The following is a 17,646-nucleotide window of genomic DNA, read 5'->3' on the forward strand; positions in this document are numbered from 1 at the left end:
CTCCCCGGACAATTGCGTGTGAACCAAGTTACCCGCGGTTCCCTCGGGGCGAGGATTTTTCCAGCGTCAAATAAATCGTTACGAGAGCGTCAAATACGATGCGCGCCAGGCCTTAAAGGCGGCTACTCGCCGGCGGGTCAGCGGGTCCGCTCGAAGACCAGCCAGCGCAACTCGATCGGGCTCTGTTCGCGTGTGGTCCGGAAGGCATCGAGTCCGCTGACCCAGTCGGTGTACCAACTGGTGGGTGGCCAGGCGCCGGCGGGCAGATGCGCCTGCTCGTACTCATACACCGAGTCGTCGGCAAGGAGCGCAAGCGGTAGGCCTGCCGCCGCGGCGGAGACTTCGTCCCGGGTGAACAGGCTCGAGTACACCTGCTGGCACAATTCGCGCGCGGCCGCGTCGGGGTGGTAGCCCTCACGCGCCAGGAACACGTTGAATACCAACCGCCCACCGGGCTCCAGGCGGCGCGCGGCGAGTTCGAACAGGCTGCGCACCTGGTGTGTCGACCGGAAATCGGTCACCACCTCTGAGAGCACGATCAGCTGGTAGTCGTCGCGCAGGTCGTCGGCGTCGACGAAGACGTCCCGCACGATGACACGCACGTCCAACGCATCCCGGACCGCCTCACCGGTAAGGATCTCGGCGAACTTCGGGGTCATCTCCACCACGTCGACAGGATGCCCGCGACGTGCCAGCGCCAAGGCGTTACGCCCGGTGCCGGCGCCGATTTCGAGCACGCGGACAGCGGCCGGATCGCCCGCTTCGGACGCCAGCTGCCACACCCGGGCGTCGGGTTCGGTGCCGAACAGCGGTGGCTCCCGTGTCGCCAGCCAGCGCTCGTAGGCCTCGGAGATCGAGGCCCATTCGGCGCGGATCGTGTAGCTGAGGGTGGGACCGATCGGAGCCTCGTAGGAGATGATGATGTTCGAGCGTGGCGATGCCGTGTAGGCGGCGGTAAGTTGGCCCTCCAGCACCTCGCGGAGATGGGCGAGCTCGGCGTCGTTGAAGCGCTTGCCCAGGCCGGCGAACACTTTGTCGCACATCGAGACGTATTCGTCCAGCATGCTCGGGACGGCGGGCAGCACGATCTGGCCACCGATCCGCGCCCGGGTGTAGAAACGCCGCAGCATGGCGTCCCTGGCCGCCCGTGCGACATCGCCCCGTGCCGGCGGAAAATTTTCCACAGCCCTCTTCTACACGATCGCGCGGTGTTTTGCCTCAGCAATCGCGCCGAGCTATCGGTGACCGGCTGGCGACGACCGTTTCCGCTGGTCCAGTAAGCTGGCGAACCATGCATGACGGGCTACGCCGGCTGGGGGTGATGGGCGGGACCTTCGATCCCATCCACTACGGCCATCTGGTCGCAGCCAGCGAGGTCGCCCACAAGTTCGCGTTGGACGAGGTCGTGTTCGTGCCCAGCGGACAGCCCTGGCAAAAGGACCGGCACGTCTCGGCGGCCGAAGACCGGTACCTGATGACGGTGATCGCCACCGCGTCCAATCCCCGCTTTTCGGTGAGCCGGGTCGACATCGACCGCGCCGGCCCCACCTACACTCGCGACACCTTGCGGGACCTGCACGCGCTGAACCCCGATTCGGAGCTGTACTTCATCACCGGGGCCGACGCGTTGGCCTCGATATTGTCCTGGCAAGGCTGGGAGGAGCTGTTCGACCTGGCGCGTTTCGTGGGGGTCAGCCGACCCGGATTCGAGCTGCGGCACGACCACATCACCGGCGCGCTGGGCGAACTGGAGGAGCACGCGTTGACCCTGGTGGAGATCCCGGCATTGGCAATCTCGTCGACCGACTGCCGCCAGCGTGCCGAGCAGCGTCGACCGCTGTGGTACCTGATGCCCGACGGCGTCGTGCAGTACGTGTCCAAGCGCAGGCTCTACCGCGGCGACGACGGCGGGAAGAAGGCAGTCGGCCAATCGACCCGCCTGGCCGCCGGGAACAACACATGACCGCCACCCCGGAAGCGATCGACATGGCGACGGTGGCCGCGGCGGCCGCCGCCTCCAAGCTCGCCGCCGACGTCGTCGTGATCGATGTCTCCGCCCAGCTGGTCATCACCGACTGCTTCGTCATCGCCTCGGCGTCCAACGAACGCCAGGTCAACGCGATCGTCGACGAGGTGGAGGAGAAGATGCGGCTGGCCGGGTACAAGCCGGCGCGCCGCGAAGGCACCCGGGAGGGGCGCTGGACGTTGCTGGACTACGTCGACATCGTGGTGCACATCCAGCACCAGGACGAGCGGGACTTCTACGCGCTGGACCGGCTGTGGAAGGACTGCCCACTGGTGCCGGTGGACTTAGAAGACTCAGCGGACTCAGCCGGTCAGTCGGCGCCCGAGGATGCCTCGTGAGGATCCGCCGACTGATCCTGTTGCGGCACGGCCAGACCGAGTTCAACGCCGACAGCCGGATGCAGGGTCAGCTGGACACCGTTCTGAGCGACCTGGGCCGTGCGCAGGCGGTCGCGGCGGCCGATGTCCTGCGCAAGCGGCACCCGCTGTTGATCGTCTCGTCGGATCTGTGGCGCGCATACGACACCGCCACAGTGTTGGCCGAGCACAACGGTCTGCAGGTCCGAGTGGACACCCGCCTGCGTGAAACGCATCTGGGTGACTGGCAGGGCCTGACCCACGAGGAGGTCGACGCCCTGGCGCCGGGTGCACGGCTGGCCTGGCGTGACGACGCCCGGTGGGCTCCGCACGGCGGAGAGAGCAGAGTTGATGTGGCCGCGCGCAGCGAACCGCTGGTCGCCGAGCTGGTGGCCAACGAGCCGACCTGGGGGAGCGCCGACAACGGCGACCGGCCGGCGGTGCTGGTCGCCCACGGCGGCCTTATCGCCGCCCTGACCGCGGCGTTGCTACGCCTTCCGGTCGAGAACTGGCCGGCGCTGGGCGGAATGGCCAACGCCAGCTGGACCCAGCTCAGCGGGTACTCCGATGACGAATCCGACGCCGGCGGCTTCGCCCAGGTGCGATGGCGCCTGGACGTCTGGAACGCTTCAGCGCAGGTGGCCGGCTGTGAATTCTGAATCATCCCCGGAGCCCCCGATGTCCTCCAAAGCGCGCCGGACGCTGCTGATCTTCGCTGATTCGCTGTCGTACTACGGGCCGACCGGCGGGTTGCCCGCCGACGATCCGCGGATATGGCCGAACATCGTTGGCGCGCAGCTGGGCTGGGACGTCGAGCTGATCGGACGGATCGGCTGGACCAGCCGGGACGTGTGGTGGGCGGCCACCCAGGACCCGCGCGCCTGGGCTGCGCTGCCGCGGGCCGGGGCCGTCATCATCGCCACCAGCGGGATGGATTCGCTGCCCTCGGTATGGCCGACCGCGCTACGCGAGTTGATCCGGTATGTGCGCCCGCCCCGGCTGCGACGCTGGATACGCGACGGATACGGCTGGCTGCAGCCCCGGCTGTCACCGCTGGCCCGAGCCGCGCTGCCGCCGCACCTGACCGCCGACTATCTGGAAATGACTAGGGGAGCAATCGATTTCAACCGTCCTGGGATCCCGATTGTGGCCTGCCTGCCTTCGGTTCACATCGCCGAGACCTATGGTCGCGCCCACCAGGGGCGCGAGCCCACGGTGCGGGCGATCACCCAGTGGGCGCAGCGGCACGACGTCGAGCTGGTCGACCTGAAGCTGGCGGTGGGTGAAGAGGTCATGAGCGGGCGGGCGAACCCCGATGGCATCCACTGGAATTTCGAAGCGCACCGTGCCGTCGCCGAACTGATGCTCAAAGCGCTGGCCGAGGCCGGCGTGACCGGACAGGCGGAATGACCGGCCCGGCCGTCGTCGTCGTCACCGACTCGTCGGCGTGCCTGCCTGCCGAGCTGCGCGAGCGGTGGGGTATCCGGGTGGTGCCGTTGCACATTCTGCTCGAGGGCGCCGACCTGCGTGACGGCATCGATGACGTGCCGGAGGATCTCTACGCCCGCGACGGCGTCAGCACCTCCGGTTCCAACCCGGAGGAACTGACCGTCGCCTACCGCAACGGGTTGGCGGACAGCGACGGTGCCGGTGTGGTGGCGATCCACATCTCCGCGGCGTTGTCGGGCACGTTCGGTGCGGCCGAGCATGTCGCCGCCCAGATCGGGTCAGGTGTGCGGGTTATCGACTCGCGATCTGCGGCGATGGGTACCGGGTTCGTAGCGCTGGCCGCCGCCCGAGCCGCCGTCGGCGGCGCCGATCTGGACGGGGTGGCGGCCGCCGCGGATGCGGCGGTGCAGCGCAGTCGCGCCTACCTTGTCGTGCACCGGCTGGACAACCTGCGGCGCAGCGGCCGGATCGGTAGTGCGGCGGCCTGGCTGGGCACCGCGTTGTCCCTCAAACCGCTGTTGGCCGTGGACGACGGGAAACTCGTGCTGGCCCAACGCATCCGCACCGTCAGCAAAGCCATCGCATCGATGATCGACCGGGTCTGTGATGTGGTGGGTGACCGCCGGGCCGCGCTGGCCGTGCATCACGTCGCCAATCCGCAAGGGGCGCAGGATGTGGCCGGTGCGCTGGCCGAGCGGTTGCCGGCCTGCGATCCGGCCATCATCACCGACCTGGGCCCCACGTTGGCGCTACATGTCGGGGCAGGCGCGGTGGCGGTGTGCGTGGATTTGGAGCCGGGCCTGACCCTGCCCAACTGAACCGCTACGGCGTCTGTGCGGCGAACCTGTCGGTGTCGGCGCTGGACGGCCCATCGTGTGGCGTGTGTGCCGCGATCCCGCGGATGTTCTTGTTGGGCCCCCACGGCCGGACCACCTGAGGCCACCAGAACCACTTGCCCAGCAGGGTCGCGATCGACGGCATGAAGAACGCGCGGACCACGAAGGTGTCGAGCAACAACCCGATCGCCACGGTGGTGCCGTACATGCCGATCGCCTTGAGATCACTGAAGAACATGATGCCCATGGTGGCGGCGAACACCATTCCGGCCGAGGTCACCACGCCACCGCTGCCGGCCATCGCCCGGATATAGCCGGTCTTGAGCCCGGCGTGAATCTCCTCCTCGAACCGGGAGACCAGCAGCAGGTTGTAGTCCGAGCCGACCGCCAGTAGCACGATCACCGCCAGCACCAGGGTTACCCAGTAGATGTGCTGGCCGAAGATGTGTTGCCAGATCAGCACCGAGATACCGAAGGACGCGGCGATCGAACTGGATGCGGTGCCCAAGATCACCGCCGCGGCCACCAGGCTTCGGGTGATCATCATCATGATCAGGAAGATCAGCGTCAGCGACGCCACCACCGCGATCAGCAGATCGTATTTGGCGCCGTTGCTCATGTCTTCATACAGCGCAGCCATCCCGCCGACGTACACCTTGGCATCCGAGAGCGAGGACTGCTTGAGAGCCTCCTGGGCGGCGATACGCTCGGGCTCCACCCGGGCGATGCCCTCCTCGGTGGCCGGATAGGTCTGGTGGGTGACGAAGAAGCGCGCCGACTTGCCATCCGGTGACATGAACAGCCGCAGCCCGGTCTGGAAGTCCTTGTTATCGAACGCTTCCGCGGGCAGGTAGAAGAAATCGTCGTTCTTCGAGTCGTCGAAACTCTGGCCCATCATGATCTGGGTGTTGCTCAGATCCTCCATTTGGTCGACGAACGCCGAGAAGGTGGAATGCACGGTCAGAACCAGCCCGCGCATGATCTTCATGGTGTCGACCACGGCCGGGAGCAACTCGACCGCCTGCGGCAGCAGGCGCGCCGTCTTGGTGATGTCGGCGGACAGCTCGTGCAGATGCTCGGTGAGCTGGTCGACGCCGTCGGTGGTGTCGAAGGTGCTCCGCAGCGCCCAGCACATCGGGATGTCGAAGCAGTGCGGCTCCCAGTAGAAGTAGCTGCGCAGCGGCCGGAACTGGTCGTCGAAGTCGGCCAGGTGGTCGCGGATCCGGTCGGAGACCTCCACGGTGCGTTCGGTGACCTCGGCGGTGTCGTCGAACGTCCGGTCGACCTCCTGCAGGTAGCCGTACATCTGGATCAGCAACTCGATGTCCTTGTCGAGCTGCTGGGAGATCGTGTCGATGTCCTTGATCCGGTCCTTGAGCGTCTTCATGTTCTGGATCATCAGCTGATTGGACGCACTGAGCTGGAAGGGAACCGAACTGTGCTGCAGCGGAATCCCCAACGGGCGGGTGATGTCCTGGATCATGGCGATGCCGCGCACCCGCATGATGTTCTTGGCGACCCGATCCAACACGAGCATGTCCGCCGGGTTTCGCATGTCGTGATCCGAGGTCACCATGGTGATATCGGGGGCCATCCGCGCGGCCGAGAAGTGTTTCTCGGCAGCGGCATAGCTGACGTTGACCGGAGTTTCCTTCGGCAGGTATTTGCGGTCGTCGTAGCCGGGCTTGAACCCCGGCAGGGCGACCAGCCCGACCATGATGATCGCCAGGCTGGCTACCGCGATCGGACCCGGCCAGCGCACCACCGAGACTCCGGCGCGGCGCCAGAACCCGCCCGGCTTGGCCTTTTTGGGGTCCAGCAGCCCGAAGCTGCTGACCACGACCAGCATGGCCGGTCCCAGGGTGAGCGCCGCGGAGACCACGACGATCATGCCGACCGAGACCGGGATCCCCATGGTGTGGAAGTAGGGCAGCCTGGTGAAGTACAACACCGCCGACGCCCCGGCGATGGTGAGTCCTGACCCCAGCACGACGGGGGTGACACTGCGCACCGTGGTGTAGTACGCGTCGGCCCGATCTTCGCCGGCCAATCGGGCCTCGCGATAACGGCCGATCAGGAAGATGCCGTAATCGGTGCCGGCGGCGATCGCGAGCATCACCATGATGTTGACCGCGAATGTGGTCAGCCCCATCACGTTGTTGAACCCGAGGACCGCGACGACGCCGCGGGCGCAGATCAGCTCCAGCAACGTCAGGAAGAGCTGGGTCAGCATCGCCGCGATGGACCGGAAGACGATCAGCAGCATGATCGCGATCGCGGCGATGGTGAACAGGGTGATCTTCACCAGGCTGGCGTCGCCGATCTGCCGAAGATCCGCGGTCAGCGCTGCCGGTCCGGCGACGTAGGCCTGCACCCCGGGCGGGGCGGGGGTGTCGTCGATGTGCTTACGGACCGCCACCACCGAGTCGTTGGCTTCGGTCATGCCCTGGTTACCGACCAGGTTCAGCATGATGTAGGCGGCCTTGGCGTCCGAGCTCTGCACGCCCGCCGCGGTCAGCCGGTCACTCCAGAAGTCCTGCGCGTGCTCGACGTGCTCTTTGTCGGCGACCAGCTTTTTGACGATCTCGTCGTAGTAGTGGTGAGCGTCCTCGCCGAGCTCGTCTTCGCCGACCACCACCATCATCACGGTGCTGTTGGAGTTGTACTCCTGGAAGTTCTCGCCGACGAGCCGACTGGCGATCATCGACGGCGCGTCTATCGGCGCCAGCGGCGCGGAGTGCTCCTCGGAGATCACCTCCAGCTGGGGCACAAGCACATTCACCAGAACGGTGAACACGATCCAGACGATGATGATCGGCACCGCGAAGATGCGCAGCATGTGCGCAAAAAAAGGCCGTTTGACGTGCGGGTCCTGCTTCTTGTCGAGCTGCGCCCGGATACGTTTGATCATCCGGATTTCACCAAGCAGAAGGTCTGGGCGTTGAGCCCGGAGGCGCGTCGCTCGTCGAGCAGCCGGTCGTCGATCTTGATCCGGCAGCCGATCTCACCGGTGTTGCCCTGCACGATCATGTTGGCCTGCACGGCGGGAAGCACCGTGACGACGGTGTAGGACCACGGCAGCGGCACGTCGTTGAGCTGATGGACGTTGGCCTCGGCGTCCCAGTAGTTGATGTCGGCGCGGGTGCCCGGCGGGCCGAACGCCTCGTAGGCGACGTACTTGGGGTTGAACTGCACGATCTCGATACCGGCGCCGGCGTGGGGATTGAGGTCCTGGGACGCGAACACCTTGTGCAGCCGGGTGACGATCACCGTCGATATCACGATGACCACGATGAAGACCAGTGGAATCCAGTGCCTTTTGAGTATGGCGGTGATCGGGATTCGTTTCATATCACCGCCTTCTGCTGATCCATAGTGCGGTCGAACGCCGACAGCGGACAGTTTGTTCCGGCCTGGCCGGAGCCGTCGAAGGCTGCCACGAATTTCGCCCCCGGCAGCATAACCTTTGCTTGGCTAAGGATCGCAAGGGGTGCCCGGGCCGGGCGTGCCGACCGGCTACGTGCCCGGTCGGGCGGCAGCGTCGCCGGGGTTTCAGTAGCATGGCCGCTGATGCAGGGACTGGTGAATGGCGTCCGATTCGGCGCAGTGGTCGTCGTGGTAGCACTGGCACTGGCCAGTTGCAGCGGCAATGGTAGGTCCGGCGCGAAGTCAGGGGAGTCGACCACGCCGGGGGCGTCCTGGTCGCGCCCGGAGGCCCCGCCGGATCCGCACACCCTGCTGCGTGCGGGTGACCTCGCCGTTTCCCAGGTACCCGCCAGCGTGCTGATCTTCATCGAGAGCCAGACCAACGACGGCGACGCCTGGAAGGCGCGAGTGGTCACCTCCGACGGCACCGAACGGCAACTCAAGATCGGATCCGACGGGGTGTCGGTGCTGGTAGGACCCACTGTCACCGATGACAGCGACGCCGACAAGGCCAAGCGTCGCGCCAACGTGGACGGCGCCCACCTGGATTACCGGGCCGCGGTGCACAAGGTGCTGGCCGAGGTGCCCAACGGCTCGATCACCGAGCTGAGTCTGCTCGACATGAACGGCACCGTGGTGTGGGACGCCGACGTGTGGGACACCGACCTGGTCGAGCGCGACGTCACCATCGATGCTGCGTCGGGGGCGGTCACCACCAACCGGCCGGTGTGATCGGTTCGCTCAGCTTGCGACGCTGCGGCCGGTGATCGGTGGCAGGTCGGCCAGGGTGACGATTCCCGGCGCGGCCGCGACCACCGCCGGCACCGCGTTGGTCACCGGCATGGCCGTGTAGATCGAACCCAGACCGTTGAGGTTCGGCTCGCTCCAGTCCTTCGGCGGTAGGCAGTTGATCACGGTGCGCATGTTCGGCAGCCCGAACAGCTGGATCACATGGCCGTGGGCCACCGGCTTGGGTGGGGTGACGTGGCTGCCCATGATCCAGTTGAATCCCACGCTCACCACATTGCGCTCACCGACCCAGCCGCGGTGATAGCCGAACACGCTGCCCACGGTTCCGGCCGGGATCTTCATGAAGCCCAGGTCGCTGTCGCCGGTCGCGGCGGTGAACTGCACGTCGAAGGTGATCTTGTCCAGCTGCGCACCGATCGCGTCGGCCATCATGGCCGCGGACTCGGCGAACACCTCGCTTTCCCGGCGGACGCTTTCGGCCAGGCCGGGCGTGGCCGGAGCCTGCCCGAATCCCATCGCCGCCATGGTGGCCGCCGACTCATACGTCGAGCAGTCCACCGATTCGGTGATCCGGATCTCGTCGACGCGTTCGCACGCCCCCGACAGCACCATGCCGACCATGTTGGTCAGGCCCGGGTGCGCGCCGCTGCCGAACATCGTGGAGTTCCCGGCCCGACAGGCGTCCTCGATGCGCTTGAGGTCCTCACGGGTCTGCTTGCCGCCGGTGATCCAGGCGGCCGTGGAACACACGTTGACCCCGGCTTCCAGCAGGCGGACCAACTCGTCGATGCTCGGCCACAGCGGGTTGTAACAGCGCGCGTCGGGTTTGAGTGCGATCAGGGCGTCGATGTCATCGGTGGCGGTGACCCCGGTCGGCTCCTGCCAGCCGGCCAACTCGGCGGCGTCCACCCCGACCTTGTCCTTGCCGTGGGCGTAGACACCGACCAGTTCCATGTCCGGACGGCCGATGATGGCGTGCAGCGAGCGCTGCCCGATGTTGCCGGTGGTCCATTGGATGACGCGCAGCGGTGTGCTCATGGCTGCACACCTTATTGGGATGCGGCGTGCCGCCGGTTGTGGCACCGTCGAATTCCGTGACCGATGTGACCGTGCGGACCGCTAGGGACGACGACTGGCCGGCGATCTTGTTGTTGGAGGCCGCCGGCTTCGGGTCGTTCACCCACCCGGACCAGATCGAGGCCATTCGCACCTTGGTCCCGTCCGAAGGAGCGGTGGTGGCCTGCGAAGGCGGCGAGGTGATCGGCGTGGCTTTCTACCTCGACTTGCGGCTCACGGTTCCCGGCGGGGCGGTGCTGCCGGCCGCAGGCATCAGCGGCGTGGTCGTTGCGCCCACCCACCGCCGGCGCGGCGTGCTGCGCGCCATGTACGTCGAATTGCACCGGCGCATCGCAGATTCCGGGTATCCGGTGGCGGCGCTGACTGCCAGCGAAGGCGGAATCTACGGGCGCTTCGGTTACGGCCCGGCCACCGTCGACCAGGAGCTGACCATCGACCGGCGGTTCGCGGTGTTCCACCCCGACGCACCCGACCCCGGCGGCGTCCGGCTGGTCCGGGCCGGTGACCACCGCGACGAGTTCGCCGCGATCTACGACCGTTGCCGCGAGCGCACCCCCGGTGGGCTGGTACGCCCGACCCCGCTCTGGGGCGACCTGCTCGCCGACCGGGAAGGCGACCGCGACGGCGGCACCGCATGGATGGCGCTGCTGCACCCCGACGGTTACGCCCTGTACCGGGTGCACGGGACGAAGCCCACGACGGTGCGGGTGACGGAGCTGCGGGCCGTCACGCCGGAGGCGCACGCCGCGTTGTGGCGTGCGCTGTTGGGCATGGATCTGATGCAGACCGTCGTCATCGGCACCTACCCGGACGATCCGCTGCCCTATCTGTTGACCGACACCCGGTTGGCCCGCACCACCGCACGCACCGACGAGGGCTGGCTGCGGTTGATGGACGTCCCGGCCGCATTGGCGGCCCGCAGCTACGCCGCAGACCTGAGCGTGGTGCTGGAGGTGTCCGACCGGTTCCGCGGCGATGGTGGCCGATTCGCGCTGGAAATCCGCGGCGGCCAGGCGCAGTGCACCCGCTGCGACGCACCCGCGGACGCCGAACTGGATCTCGACGTGCTGGGCAGCCTCTATCTGGGAACCCACCGTGCATCGGCGCTGGCCGCAGCGAACCGGTTGCGTTGCCAGGGCGGGCTGGCACCGCGGCTCGATGCGGCGTTCGCCAGCGCGGTGCCGGCTCAGCTCGGCTTCTTCTTCTGACGCGGCTACAGCTTCGCCAGGTCGTAGCTGTCCAGGTTATGCATCAGCACGTGCAGCTGATCCTGCGACGAGCCCAGGGTGTGCTCGATCGCGGTGAGCCGGGCCGCGTAGTGGCCGACCGGGTACTCCCACGTCATCCCGATCCCGCCGTGCAACTGGATGGCCTCCTGGGCGATGTGCCGCCCCGAGCGGCCGATCTGCAGCTTGGCGCGGGCCGCGATCACCGGGTCGAGGTTGCCGTCGGAGATCGACATGGCCGCGTACAGGCTCATGCTGCGGGCCAACTCCAGCGAGACGTACATGTCGGCGGCGCGCTGGGTCAGGGTCTGGAAGGTGTTGAGCGTGACCCCGAACTGCTTGCGCGTCTTGAGGTATTCGGTGGTCAGGCGCAGAGCCTCTTCCATCGCGCCGACCGCCTCCGCGCATAGCGCCGAGGAGATGCGGATGATCGCGTGCTCGATGGCACCGGTGGCGTCGGTGGACTCACCGAGCGGGGTGCCCGCTGTCTTGTCCAAATCGATCTGGGCGCCGCGCCGGCCGTCGAAGGTCCGGTAGGGCCGGCGGGTCAATCCTTCGGCGCTTCCGTCGATCAGGAACAGCCCGGTCCCACCGTCGGGCAGCGCGGCGCTGACCACCAGCGTGTCGGCGCGGTCTCCGGCCAGCACAGGGTTCTTGCGCCCGCTCAACAGCCACGAATCGCCTTGCTGCACCGCCGTAGTGGTCACCTTGTCGGTCTCGCCGCGCATACCCGGCTCGGTGTGGGCGAACGCCAGGATCTGATCGCCTTCGGCGACCGCGTCGAGCAGTTTGCGCTGCTCGGCATCGCCGCGTTCGGCGATCAGCGCACCGGGCCCGAGCGCTCCGTGCACGACGGGCTCAGGGGCCACTCGGCGGCCGATCTCGGTGAGCACCACCATGATCTCCAGCGGACCGGACTCCTGCGGGTCGAATCCCAGGCCGAGAATCCCGGTGTCGGCCAGCTGTTTCCACACTTGCGGGTTGTAGCCCGGATCGGTGTCGACGACCTTGTTGCGGGTCTCGGTGTCGTAGCCCGACAACATCGAACGCGTGGTGTCGCGGAGCAGGACCTGCTCGTCGCTGAGTTGAAAGTCCATGACCGTCGTACCTCCTACAGGCCCAGAATGGTGGACGCGATGATGGTGCGTTGCACCTCGTTGCTCCCGCCGTAGATGGATGTCTTGCGGTAGTTCAGGTAGGTCGGAGCGGCGTGCTGCGCCCACTCCGGCGAGGCGATGCCCTCACCGGCCTCGAACGGCAGCGCGTCGGCACCGGCGACCTCGACGAACAATTCGGTGACGGCCTGCTGCAGTTGGCTACCGCGCAGCTTGAGCACCGACGAAGCCGGGTTGGGCTTGCCGTCGGCCGAGTCACTCGACACCCGCATCTGAGTGAGTTCCAGTGCGAGCAAATCGTTTTCGACCTCGGCCAGCCGCGCCGCGAACAACGGGTCATCGAGTGCGCCGAGCGCCTTGGCGCGTTCCTTGACCTCGGCGAGCCGCACCTTGGTGCGGGTCACCCCGGCGATCCCGGTGCGCTCATTGCCCAGCAGGAACTTCGCATAGGTCCAGCCGTGGTTCTCCTCGCCGACCAGCTGATCGGCGGGCACCCGCACGTCGGAGAAGAAGACCTCGTTGACCTCATAGCCGCCGTCGATGAGCTTGATCGGCCGCATGGTGACACCCGGCGTGTTCACCTCGAACAACAGGAAGGAGATGCCGGCCTGCTTCTTGGGCGCCTGCGGGTCGGTGCGCACCAGGCAGAAGATCCAGTCCGCGTACTGTCCGAGCGTGGTCCAAGTCTTCTGCCCGTTGACGATGTAGCTGTCGCCGTCACGTACCGCCGTGGTGCGCAGCGACGCCAGGTCGGAACCGGCGTCCGGTTCGGAAAACCCTTGACACCACCAGATATCCAGGTTGGCGGTGGCCGGCAGGAAGCGTTCCTTGATGGCCTGGGAACCGAACTCGGCGATCACCGGGCCGACCATCTTGGCGTTGAAGGTCAGTGGCTCGGGCACCGATGCCAATTGCATTTCGTCGAGCCAGATCTGGTGCTGGGTCAGGGTCCAGTCCTTGCCGCCCCATTCCACCGGCCAGTTGGGCACCGCCAGACCGTTGGCGTTGAGGATCTTCTGGGTGGCGACGATGTCGTCGGGAAAGATCGAGTGGCCCGCCCGGCCGCGCTCCCGGATGTCCGCGGGGATCTCGGTGGTGAAGAAGGCGCGCATCTCATCGCGGAACGCAGCCTCCTCGGCGGTCAGTGCCAGTCTCACGTCGACCTCCCGGTTGGTTGGGTGAACTCACGGTTGGTATGCACCCTAATCCGAACCCGCTGCGGGGTGCGGTCCCGGTCGGGAAACTGCGCGGAAACCCGCGGCCGCGGGCGCTACCGTGCGCTTTTGTACGCTAGGGGTTATGAGACGGTCGCTCGTCGCACTGGGTGTCCTGCTGTTTTGCGCGGTGTCGTGTTCGGCGGAGCCGGCCGAGGAATCCCGATCCGCGCCGTCGGCTTCGGCGCAGCCGAGCGCGCCGGCCCGACCGGCCGCGCACATCGGCCAGACGTTGGACCTGATGCGGATCGGCGGGCAGAAGATCGCGGTGACGTTGACCGACGTCATCAATCCGGCCACCGTCCCCAACGGCTGGGGCGAACCCGGCAAGACCTACATCGCGACCAAGCTGCGGATCGAGAACGCCGGGACGACGACCATCGTCGGCAACAGCAACAGTGATGTCTCGGTGGTCGGCTCCGACGACCAGCGCTATGAGGCAGATTTCGCCACCGTGACCGAGTGCCAGGACTTCGGTTACGGCTGGTTCCTGATCGCCGCGGGTTCATCGAGCACCGGTTGCGTCGTGTTCGCGCTGCCGGCGGGGGTCACCGCGACGAAGGTGCGCTATGCACCGTCCTCGGGCATCTCCCATGACGTCGGGGAGTGGCTGAACCCGTAGCGACTTCTGCACAGTCGCGCGTTGATCCACAGTTCCGGCCGCGGCCGCCGTCGGACCGACTCCACTGCCGGGGTGAGGCCTTAGCGTCGGCCCATGGCCCCAGAACTACCCGGCGAGCGGCTGCAGCGTCGCCTCGGCCTGCTGCCCGAGCCCGACCGCGGCGTCGACGCACCCGAACCGGATGACGACGCCGACCCCAATTCGTTGTTGCCGCGCTGGCTGCCCGACGGTACCGCCGATGCCGGGTTGCTCGCCAAGGTGCGGGCCGACCCGGGACGGGCCGGCGCGATCGCTCTGGCGGTGATCGCCGCGGTCGCGGTCCTCATCACCGTGTTCACCGTGATCGGCGACCGGCCCGCGCCGGTACGCAGTGCCAATCTTCCTGCGGTGGAGATGGTTTCGACCGCAAGCCCGCGCGCTGACGAATCCGTTGCGGCAACCGGCGCCGACCAGGTGGTGGTCAGCGTGGTCGGGTTGGTGCACAAGCCGGGGCTGGCTATGCTGGCGCCCGGTTCCCGCATCGCCGACGCCCTCAGGGCTGCCGGCGGTGCCCTCGACGGCGCCGACACGATCGGGTTGAACCTGGCCCGCCCGTTGGTCGACGGCGAACAGATCGTGGTCGGGCTGGCGCCGCCGTCTGGCCCGTCGATACTCGGCAGCTCGGTCGGCGTGGCACCGCCGGCGCCGGAAGCCCCTCGCACCAGCACCGCGCCGACGGGAACCGGCCCGGCGCCCAAACCCGGCGAGGCGGTCAACCTCAACACCGCGACTGTCGAACAGCTCGACGCGCTGCCCGGTGTCGGACCGGTGACCGCGGCCGCGATCGTCGCCTGGCGCGAAGCTCACGGCAAATTCACCGCCGTGGACCAACTCGGCGACGTCGACGGAATCGGCCCGGCCCGGCTGGAGAAGCTGCGTGCCCTGGTCCGCGTCTGACGGTGACCCCGCCCGCGGCCGCCCAGCCGTCGGCGGCCCGGCTGGATGTCCGGCTGGTGCCGGCCGCGCTGATCGGCTGGCTGGTCACCGCTGCGGGAATCCAGTGGCGGATCGGCGGCACCCTGGCGATGCTGTGCGCAGCACTGGCTGCCCTGTCGGCTGCGCTGGGCCGGTACGCCGGACGCAGGCGCCGGCCCGGTTGGCGAGTGGCCGGTACGGCCCTGGCAGCGGCGTCGTTGGTGGGGGCGGGGTTCGGGTGGGCGGTTGCGCTGCGCACCGAGTCGGTCCTCGAGCACCCGATCACCGCGGTGTTCGGCCACACCGCGGCGGTGACGGTCACCCCGAGCGAAAGCCCGATGCCGGCCGGTGCCCGGCGGCTGATGTTCCGCGCCACCCTGCAGTGTGTCGACGGTGCCGAATCCTCAGGCCGGGTGGTGGTTTTCGCGTCCGGCCTGGAATACGGCGAGGTGATGGTCGGCCAGTCGATGGCGTTTCGGGCCAAGATCGCCCGCCCCTCCCGGCGTGATCTGACGGTCGCGACGCTGACCGCAGCCGGCGAGCCGACGCGCGGCCGGCCCGGGCTCGTCGCGCGCACCGCCCATCAGGTTCGCACCCGGTTTGCCGCCGCCGCCGGGCGAGTGCTGCCCGGCGAGCAGGCGCGGATGCTGCCCGCCCTGGTCCTCGGGGACACCTCGGCGATCACCGCCGCCACGGGCCGAGAGTTTCGGGCCGCGGGCCTCACACATCTGATGGCGGTCTCGGGTGCCAACGTGACGATCGTCTGCGGTGCGGTGCTGTTCTCGGCGCGACTGGTCGGGCCCCGGGCCGCGGCGGTGCTGGCCGGGATGGCGTTGGTGGCGTTCGTGATCGTCGTACAACCGACGGCCAGCGTATTGCGGGCGGCGGTGATGGGGGCGATCGCGCTGCTGGGGGTGCTTTCGGCGCGCCGCCGGCAGGCGATTCCGAGCCTGGCCGCCAGCGTGTTGGTGCTGCTGGCACTGGCCCCGCACCTGGCTGTCGATGTCGGATTCGCGTTGTCGGTGGTAGCCACCGCAGCGCTGGTGGTGATCGCGCCGGTGTGGTCGGCGCGTCTGGTGGCCCGCGGGTGGCCGAAACCGTTGGCCGCCGCGGTCGCCGTGGCCTGGGCCGCCAACTTGGTCACCGCGCCGCTGATCGCCGGCATCTCCGGTCGGCTCAGCCTGGTCAGCACGCTCGCCAACCTTGCGGTGGCGGTGCTGGTGGCGCCGATCACCGTGCTGGGCAGCGCGGCGGCCGTGCTGTGCGGCTGGTGGCCGGCGGCCGCCGAACTGTTGATCCGCTTCACCGGGCCCGAACTGTGGTGGGTCTGCCACGTCGCGCACTGGACCGGCGGGGTCCCGGCGGCCGCCGTGCCCGTGCCCGCGGGGGTGGCCGGGGTGTTCGGCGTGGGCGGCCTCGGGGTGCTGATCGTGGCCTGTTGGCGGTGGCGGTGCTGCCGGCGGGTGCTGGCCGCACTGGCGCTGTGCGTGCTGGCCTGGTCGGTCTCGGAGGTGCTGACCGGCTGGGCGGATGTCGGGGCTGCGTGACACGATTGGCGGGTGAGCCCACCGGTTTCGCCGCTGCACCTGATCCTCGGTGATGAGGAACTGCTGGTCGAGCGGGCGGTGGCGCAGGTACTGGCGGCGGTTCGGACTCAGGCAGGCAGCACCGACATCCCGGTGGACCGACTGCGGGCCGGCGAGGTCGAGGCGGGTGAGCTCGCCGCGCTGCTGAGCCCGTCACTGTTCGCCGACGAACGTGTGGTGGTGCTGGAAGCCGCCGGTGAAGCCGGCAAAGATGCCGCGACCCTGATCGCGTCGACGGCCGCCGATGTCCCGGCGGGCACCGTGCTGGTGGTGGTGCACTCCGGCGCCGGGCGAGCCAAGGCGCTGGTCGGGCAGCTGCGAGAACTCGGCGCCGAGGAGCACCCGTGCGCCCGCATCAGCAAGCCCGGCGAACGCGCCGATTTCGTTCGTGCCGAATTCCGCCGGCTCAAGGTGCGGGTGGACGATGCCTGCGTGACGGCGTTGCTGGACGCGGTGGGCTCCGACATCCGTGAGCTGGCCTCAGCCTGTTCGCAGCTGGTCGCCGACACCGGCGGCCACGTCGACGCCCTGGCGGTGCGCCGCTATCACAGCGGGAAAGCCGAGGTGAAAGGCTTCGATGTCGCCGATCGGGCCGTGGTCGGCGACGTCGAAGGCGCCACCGAGGCGCTGCGCTGGGCGATGATCCGCGGCGAACCGCACGTGGTGCTCGCCGACGCGCTGGCCGAGGCGATCCATACCATCGCCCGGGTCGGCCCCAAGTCCGGCGACCCCTACCGACTTGCCGGCGAATTGGGTATGCCGCCCTGGCGGGTGCAGAAGGCGCAGAAACAATCCCGCTATTGGTCGCGGGAGTCCGTGGCCGCCGCGGTGCGGCTGGTGGCCGGGCTCAACGCCGACGTCAAGGGCGCCGCCGCCGACGCCGACTACGCGCTGGAGGCCGCGGTCCGCCGAGTCGCCGAGCTGGCCGCCCGCTAGGACTCTGCTGAATAATCCCGCGTGGCTTCGCCTTGTGGTTGGCGGTGCCTGGGACCCTTGGTGAGTGCAGGGT

Annotated in this window: 17 protein-coding genes; 11 read left to right on the plus strand and 6 right to left on the minus strand. The window is 68.1% G+C overall.

What is annotated here, in order from left to right:
- Window positions 1-137 precede the first annotated feature (137 nt).
- The gene (locus BST28_RS10965) at window positions 138-1,130 is read right to left on the minus strand and encodes a class I SAM-dependent methyltransferase (RefSeq protein ID WP_109511007.1); all 993 of its coding nucleotides are present in this window, start codon (window positions 1,128-1,130) and stop codon (window positions 138-140) included.
- A gap of 161 nt (window positions 1,131-1,291) precedes the next feature.
- Here BST28_RS10965 and nadD point away from each other — a divergent pair, with 161 nt between their 5' ends.
- The 5 genes from nadD to BST28_RS10990 are packed head-to-tail and all read left to right on the plus strand — an operon-like array spanning window position 1,292 to window position 4,649.
- A complete protein-coding gene (nadD, locus tag BST28_RS10970) occupies window positions 1,292-1,963 on the plus strand; it encodes a nicotinate-nucleotide adenylyltransferase (RefSeq protein WP_019735176.1) in 672 nt (223 codons plus the stop codon).
- A complete protein-coding gene (gene rsfS, locus BST28_RS10975; RefSeq protein ID WP_019735177.1) occupies window positions 1,960-2,364 on the plus strand; it encodes a ribosome silencing factor in 405 nt (134 codons plus the stop codon). The genes nadD and rsfS overlap by 4 nt, the downstream gene beginning before the upstream one ends.
- On the plus strand, window positions 2,361-3,041 hold the full coding sequence (gpgP, locus tag BST28_RS10980; protein ID WP_019735178.1) for a glucosyl-3-phosphoglycerate phosphatase: 681 nt from the start codon (window positions 2,361-2,363) through the stop codon (window positions 3,039-3,041). Before rsfS ends, gpgP begins: the two co-directional genes overlap by 4 nt.
- 19 nt (window positions 3,042-3,060) lie before the next feature.
- Window positions 3,061-3,792: a diglucosylglycerate octanoyltransferase gene (gene octT / locus BST28_RS10985; RefSeq protein ID WP_019735179.1), complete on the plus strand. Its 732-nt coding sequence runs from the start codon at window positions 3,061-3,063 to the stop codon at window positions 3,790-3,792.
- Window positions 3,789-4,649, plus strand: coding sequence for a DegV family protein (locus BST28_RS10990; protein WP_065289491.1), 861 nt, complete (start codon window positions 3,789-3,791; stop codon window positions 4,647-4,649). The genes octT and BST28_RS10990 overlap by 4 nt, the downstream gene beginning before the upstream one ends.
- Window positions 4,650-4,653: 4 nt before the next feature.
- Here BST28_RS10990 and BST28_RS10995 read toward each other — a convergent pair whose 3' ends face one another.
- The gene (locus BST28_RS10995; RefSeq protein ID WP_019735181.1) at window positions 4,654-7,578 is read right to left on the minus strand and encodes an MMPL/RND family transporter; all 2,925 of its coding nucleotides are present in this window, start codon (window positions 7,576-7,578) and stop codon (window positions 4,654-4,656) included.
- The gene (locus BST28_RS11000) at window positions 7,575-8,018 is read right to left on the minus strand and encodes an MmpS family transport accessory protein (RefSeq protein WP_019735182.1); all 444 of its coding nucleotides are present in this window, start codon (window positions 8,016-8,018) and stop codon (window positions 7,575-7,577) included. Before BST28_RS11000 ends, BST28_RS10995 begins: the two co-directional genes overlap by 4 nt.
- A gap of 219 nt (window positions 8,019-8,237) precedes the next feature.
- Here BST28_RS11000 and BST28_RS11005 point away from each other — a divergent pair, with 219 nt between their 5' ends.
- Window positions 8,238-8,825, plus strand: coding sequence for a PepSY domain-containing protein (locus tag BST28_RS11005; protein ID WP_019735183.1), 588 nt, complete (start codon window positions 8,238-8,240; stop codon window positions 8,823-8,825).
- A gap of 9 nt (window positions 8,826-8,834) precedes the next feature.
- Here BST28_RS11005 and BST28_RS11010 read toward each other — a convergent pair whose 3' ends face one another.
- On the minus strand, window positions 8,835-9,881 hold the full coding sequence (locus BST28_RS11010) for an NAD(P)H-dependent amine dehydrogenase family protein (protein WP_083080995.1): 1,047 nt from the start codon (window positions 9,879-9,881) through the stop codon (window positions 8,835-8,837).
- A gap of 38 nt (window positions 9,882-9,919) precedes the next feature.
- On the opposite strand from BST28_RS11010, the gene BST28_RS11015 reads away from it, so the two are divergent.
- Window positions 9,920-11,128 (plus strand): enhanced intracellular survival protein Eis, encoded by a 1,209-nt coding sequence (locus BST28_RS11015; protein ID WP_165758072.1) that lies wholly within the window; start codon window positions 9,920-9,922, stop codon window positions 11,126-11,128.
- Window positions 11,129-11,133: 5 nt separating this feature from the next.
- On the opposite strand, the gene BST28_RS11020 is transcribed toward BST28_RS11015, so the two are convergent.
- Window positions 11,134-12,243 (minus strand): acyl-CoA dehydrogenase family protein, encoded by a 1,110-nt coding sequence (locus BST28_RS11020; protein WP_083080997.1) that lies wholly within the window; start codon window positions 12,241-12,243, stop codon window positions 11,134-11,136.
- 14 nt (window positions 12,244-12,257) lie between these two features.
- Window positions 12,258-13,418 (minus strand): acyl-CoA dehydrogenase family protein, encoded by a 1,161-nt coding sequence (locus tag BST28_RS11025; RefSeq protein WP_019735187.1) that lies wholly within the window; start codon window positions 13,416-13,418, stop codon window positions 12,258-12,260.
- A gap of 142 nt (window positions 13,419-13,560) precedes the next feature.
- Between BST28_RS11025 and BST28_RS11030 the strand changes: the two genes are divergently transcribed.
- The 4 genes from BST28_RS11030 to holA all read left to right on the plus strand — a co-directional run bounded on the left by BST28_RS11030 (window position 13,561) and on the right by holA (window position 17,573).
- Window positions 13,561-14,097 carry a DUF4352 domain-containing protein gene (locus tag BST28_RS11030; protein ID WP_019735188.1) on the plus strand — a complete coding sequence of 179 codons (537 nt, stop codon included), beginning with the start codon at window positions 13,561-13,563 and terminating at the stop codon, window positions 14,095-14,097.
- Window positions 14,098-14,190: 93 nt separating this feature from the next.
- Entirely contained in the window at window positions 14,191-15,033 is an 843-nt protein-coding gene (locus tag BST28_RS11035; protein WP_019735189.1) for a ComEA family DNA-binding protein, read from the plus strand.
- 2 nt (window positions 15,034-15,035) lie between these two features.
- A complete protein-coding gene (locus tag BST28_RS11040) occupies window positions 15,036-16,598 on the plus strand; it encodes a ComEC/Rec2 family competence protein (RefSeq protein ID WP_234808252.1) in 1,563 nt (520 codons plus the stop codon).
- A gap of 12 nt (window positions 16,599-16,610) precedes the next feature.
- A complete protein-coding gene (holA, locus tag BST28_RS11045) occupies window positions 16,611-17,573 on the plus strand; it encodes a DNA polymerase III subunit delta (RefSeq protein WP_019738429.1) in 963 nt (320 codons plus the stop codon).
- The last annotated feature ends 73 nt before the right edge of the window (window positions 17,574-17,646 follow it).

It is taken from the genome of Mycolicibacter kumamotonensis (assembly GCF_002086285.1).
Classification (GTDB): Bacteria; Actinomycetota; Actinomycetes; order Mycobacteriales; family Mycobacteriaceae; genus Mycobacterium; species Mycobacterium kumamotonense.

Coding starts and splice junctions, on each gene's coding strand:
- BST28_RS10965 (WP_109511007.1), bottom strand. CDS start 1,130: ATGCTGCGGCGTTTCTACACCCGGGCGCGGATCGGTGGCCAGATCGTG.
- nadD (WP_019735176.1), top strand. CDS start 1,292: ATGCATGACGGGCTACGCCGGCTGGGGGTGATGGGCGGGACCTTCGAT.
- rsfS (WP_019735177.1), top strand. CDS start 1,960: ATGACCGCCACCCCGGAAGCGATCGACATGGCGACGGTGGCCGCGGCG.
- octT (WP_019735179.1), top strand. CDS start 3,061: ATGTCCTCCAAAGCGCGCCGGACGCTGCTGATCTTCGCTGATTCGCTG.
- BST28_RS10990 (WP_065289491.1), top strand. CDS start 3,789: ATGACCGGCCCGGCCGTCGTCGTCGTCACCGACTCGTCGGCGTGCCTG.
- BST28_RS10995 (WP_019735181.1), bottom strand. CDS start 7,578: ATGATCAAACGTATCCGGGCGCAGCTCGACAAGAAGCAGGACCCGCAC.
- BST28_RS11000 (WP_019735182.1), bottom strand. CDS start 8,018: ATGAAACGAATCCCGATCACCGCCATACTCAAAAGGCACTGGATTCCA.
- BST28_RS11005 (WP_019735183.1), top strand. CDS start 8,238: ATGCAGGGACTGGTGAATGGCGTCCGATTCGGCGCAGTGGTCGTCGTG.
- BST28_RS11010 (WP_083080995.1), bottom strand. CDS start 9,881: ATGAGCACACCGCTGCGCGTCATCCAATGGACCACCGGCAACATCGGG.
- BST28_RS11020 (WP_083080997.1), bottom strand. CDS start 12,243: ATGGACTTTCAACTCAGCGACGAGCAGGTCCTGCTCCGCGACACCACG.
- BST28_RS11030 (WP_019735188.1), top strand. CDS start 13,561: ATGAGACGGTCGCTCGTCGCACTGGGTGTCCTGCTGTTTTGCGCGGTG.
- BST28_RS11035 (WP_019735189.1), top strand. CDS start 14,191: ATGGCCCCAGAACTACCCGGCGAGCGGCTGCAGCGTCGCCTCGGCCTG.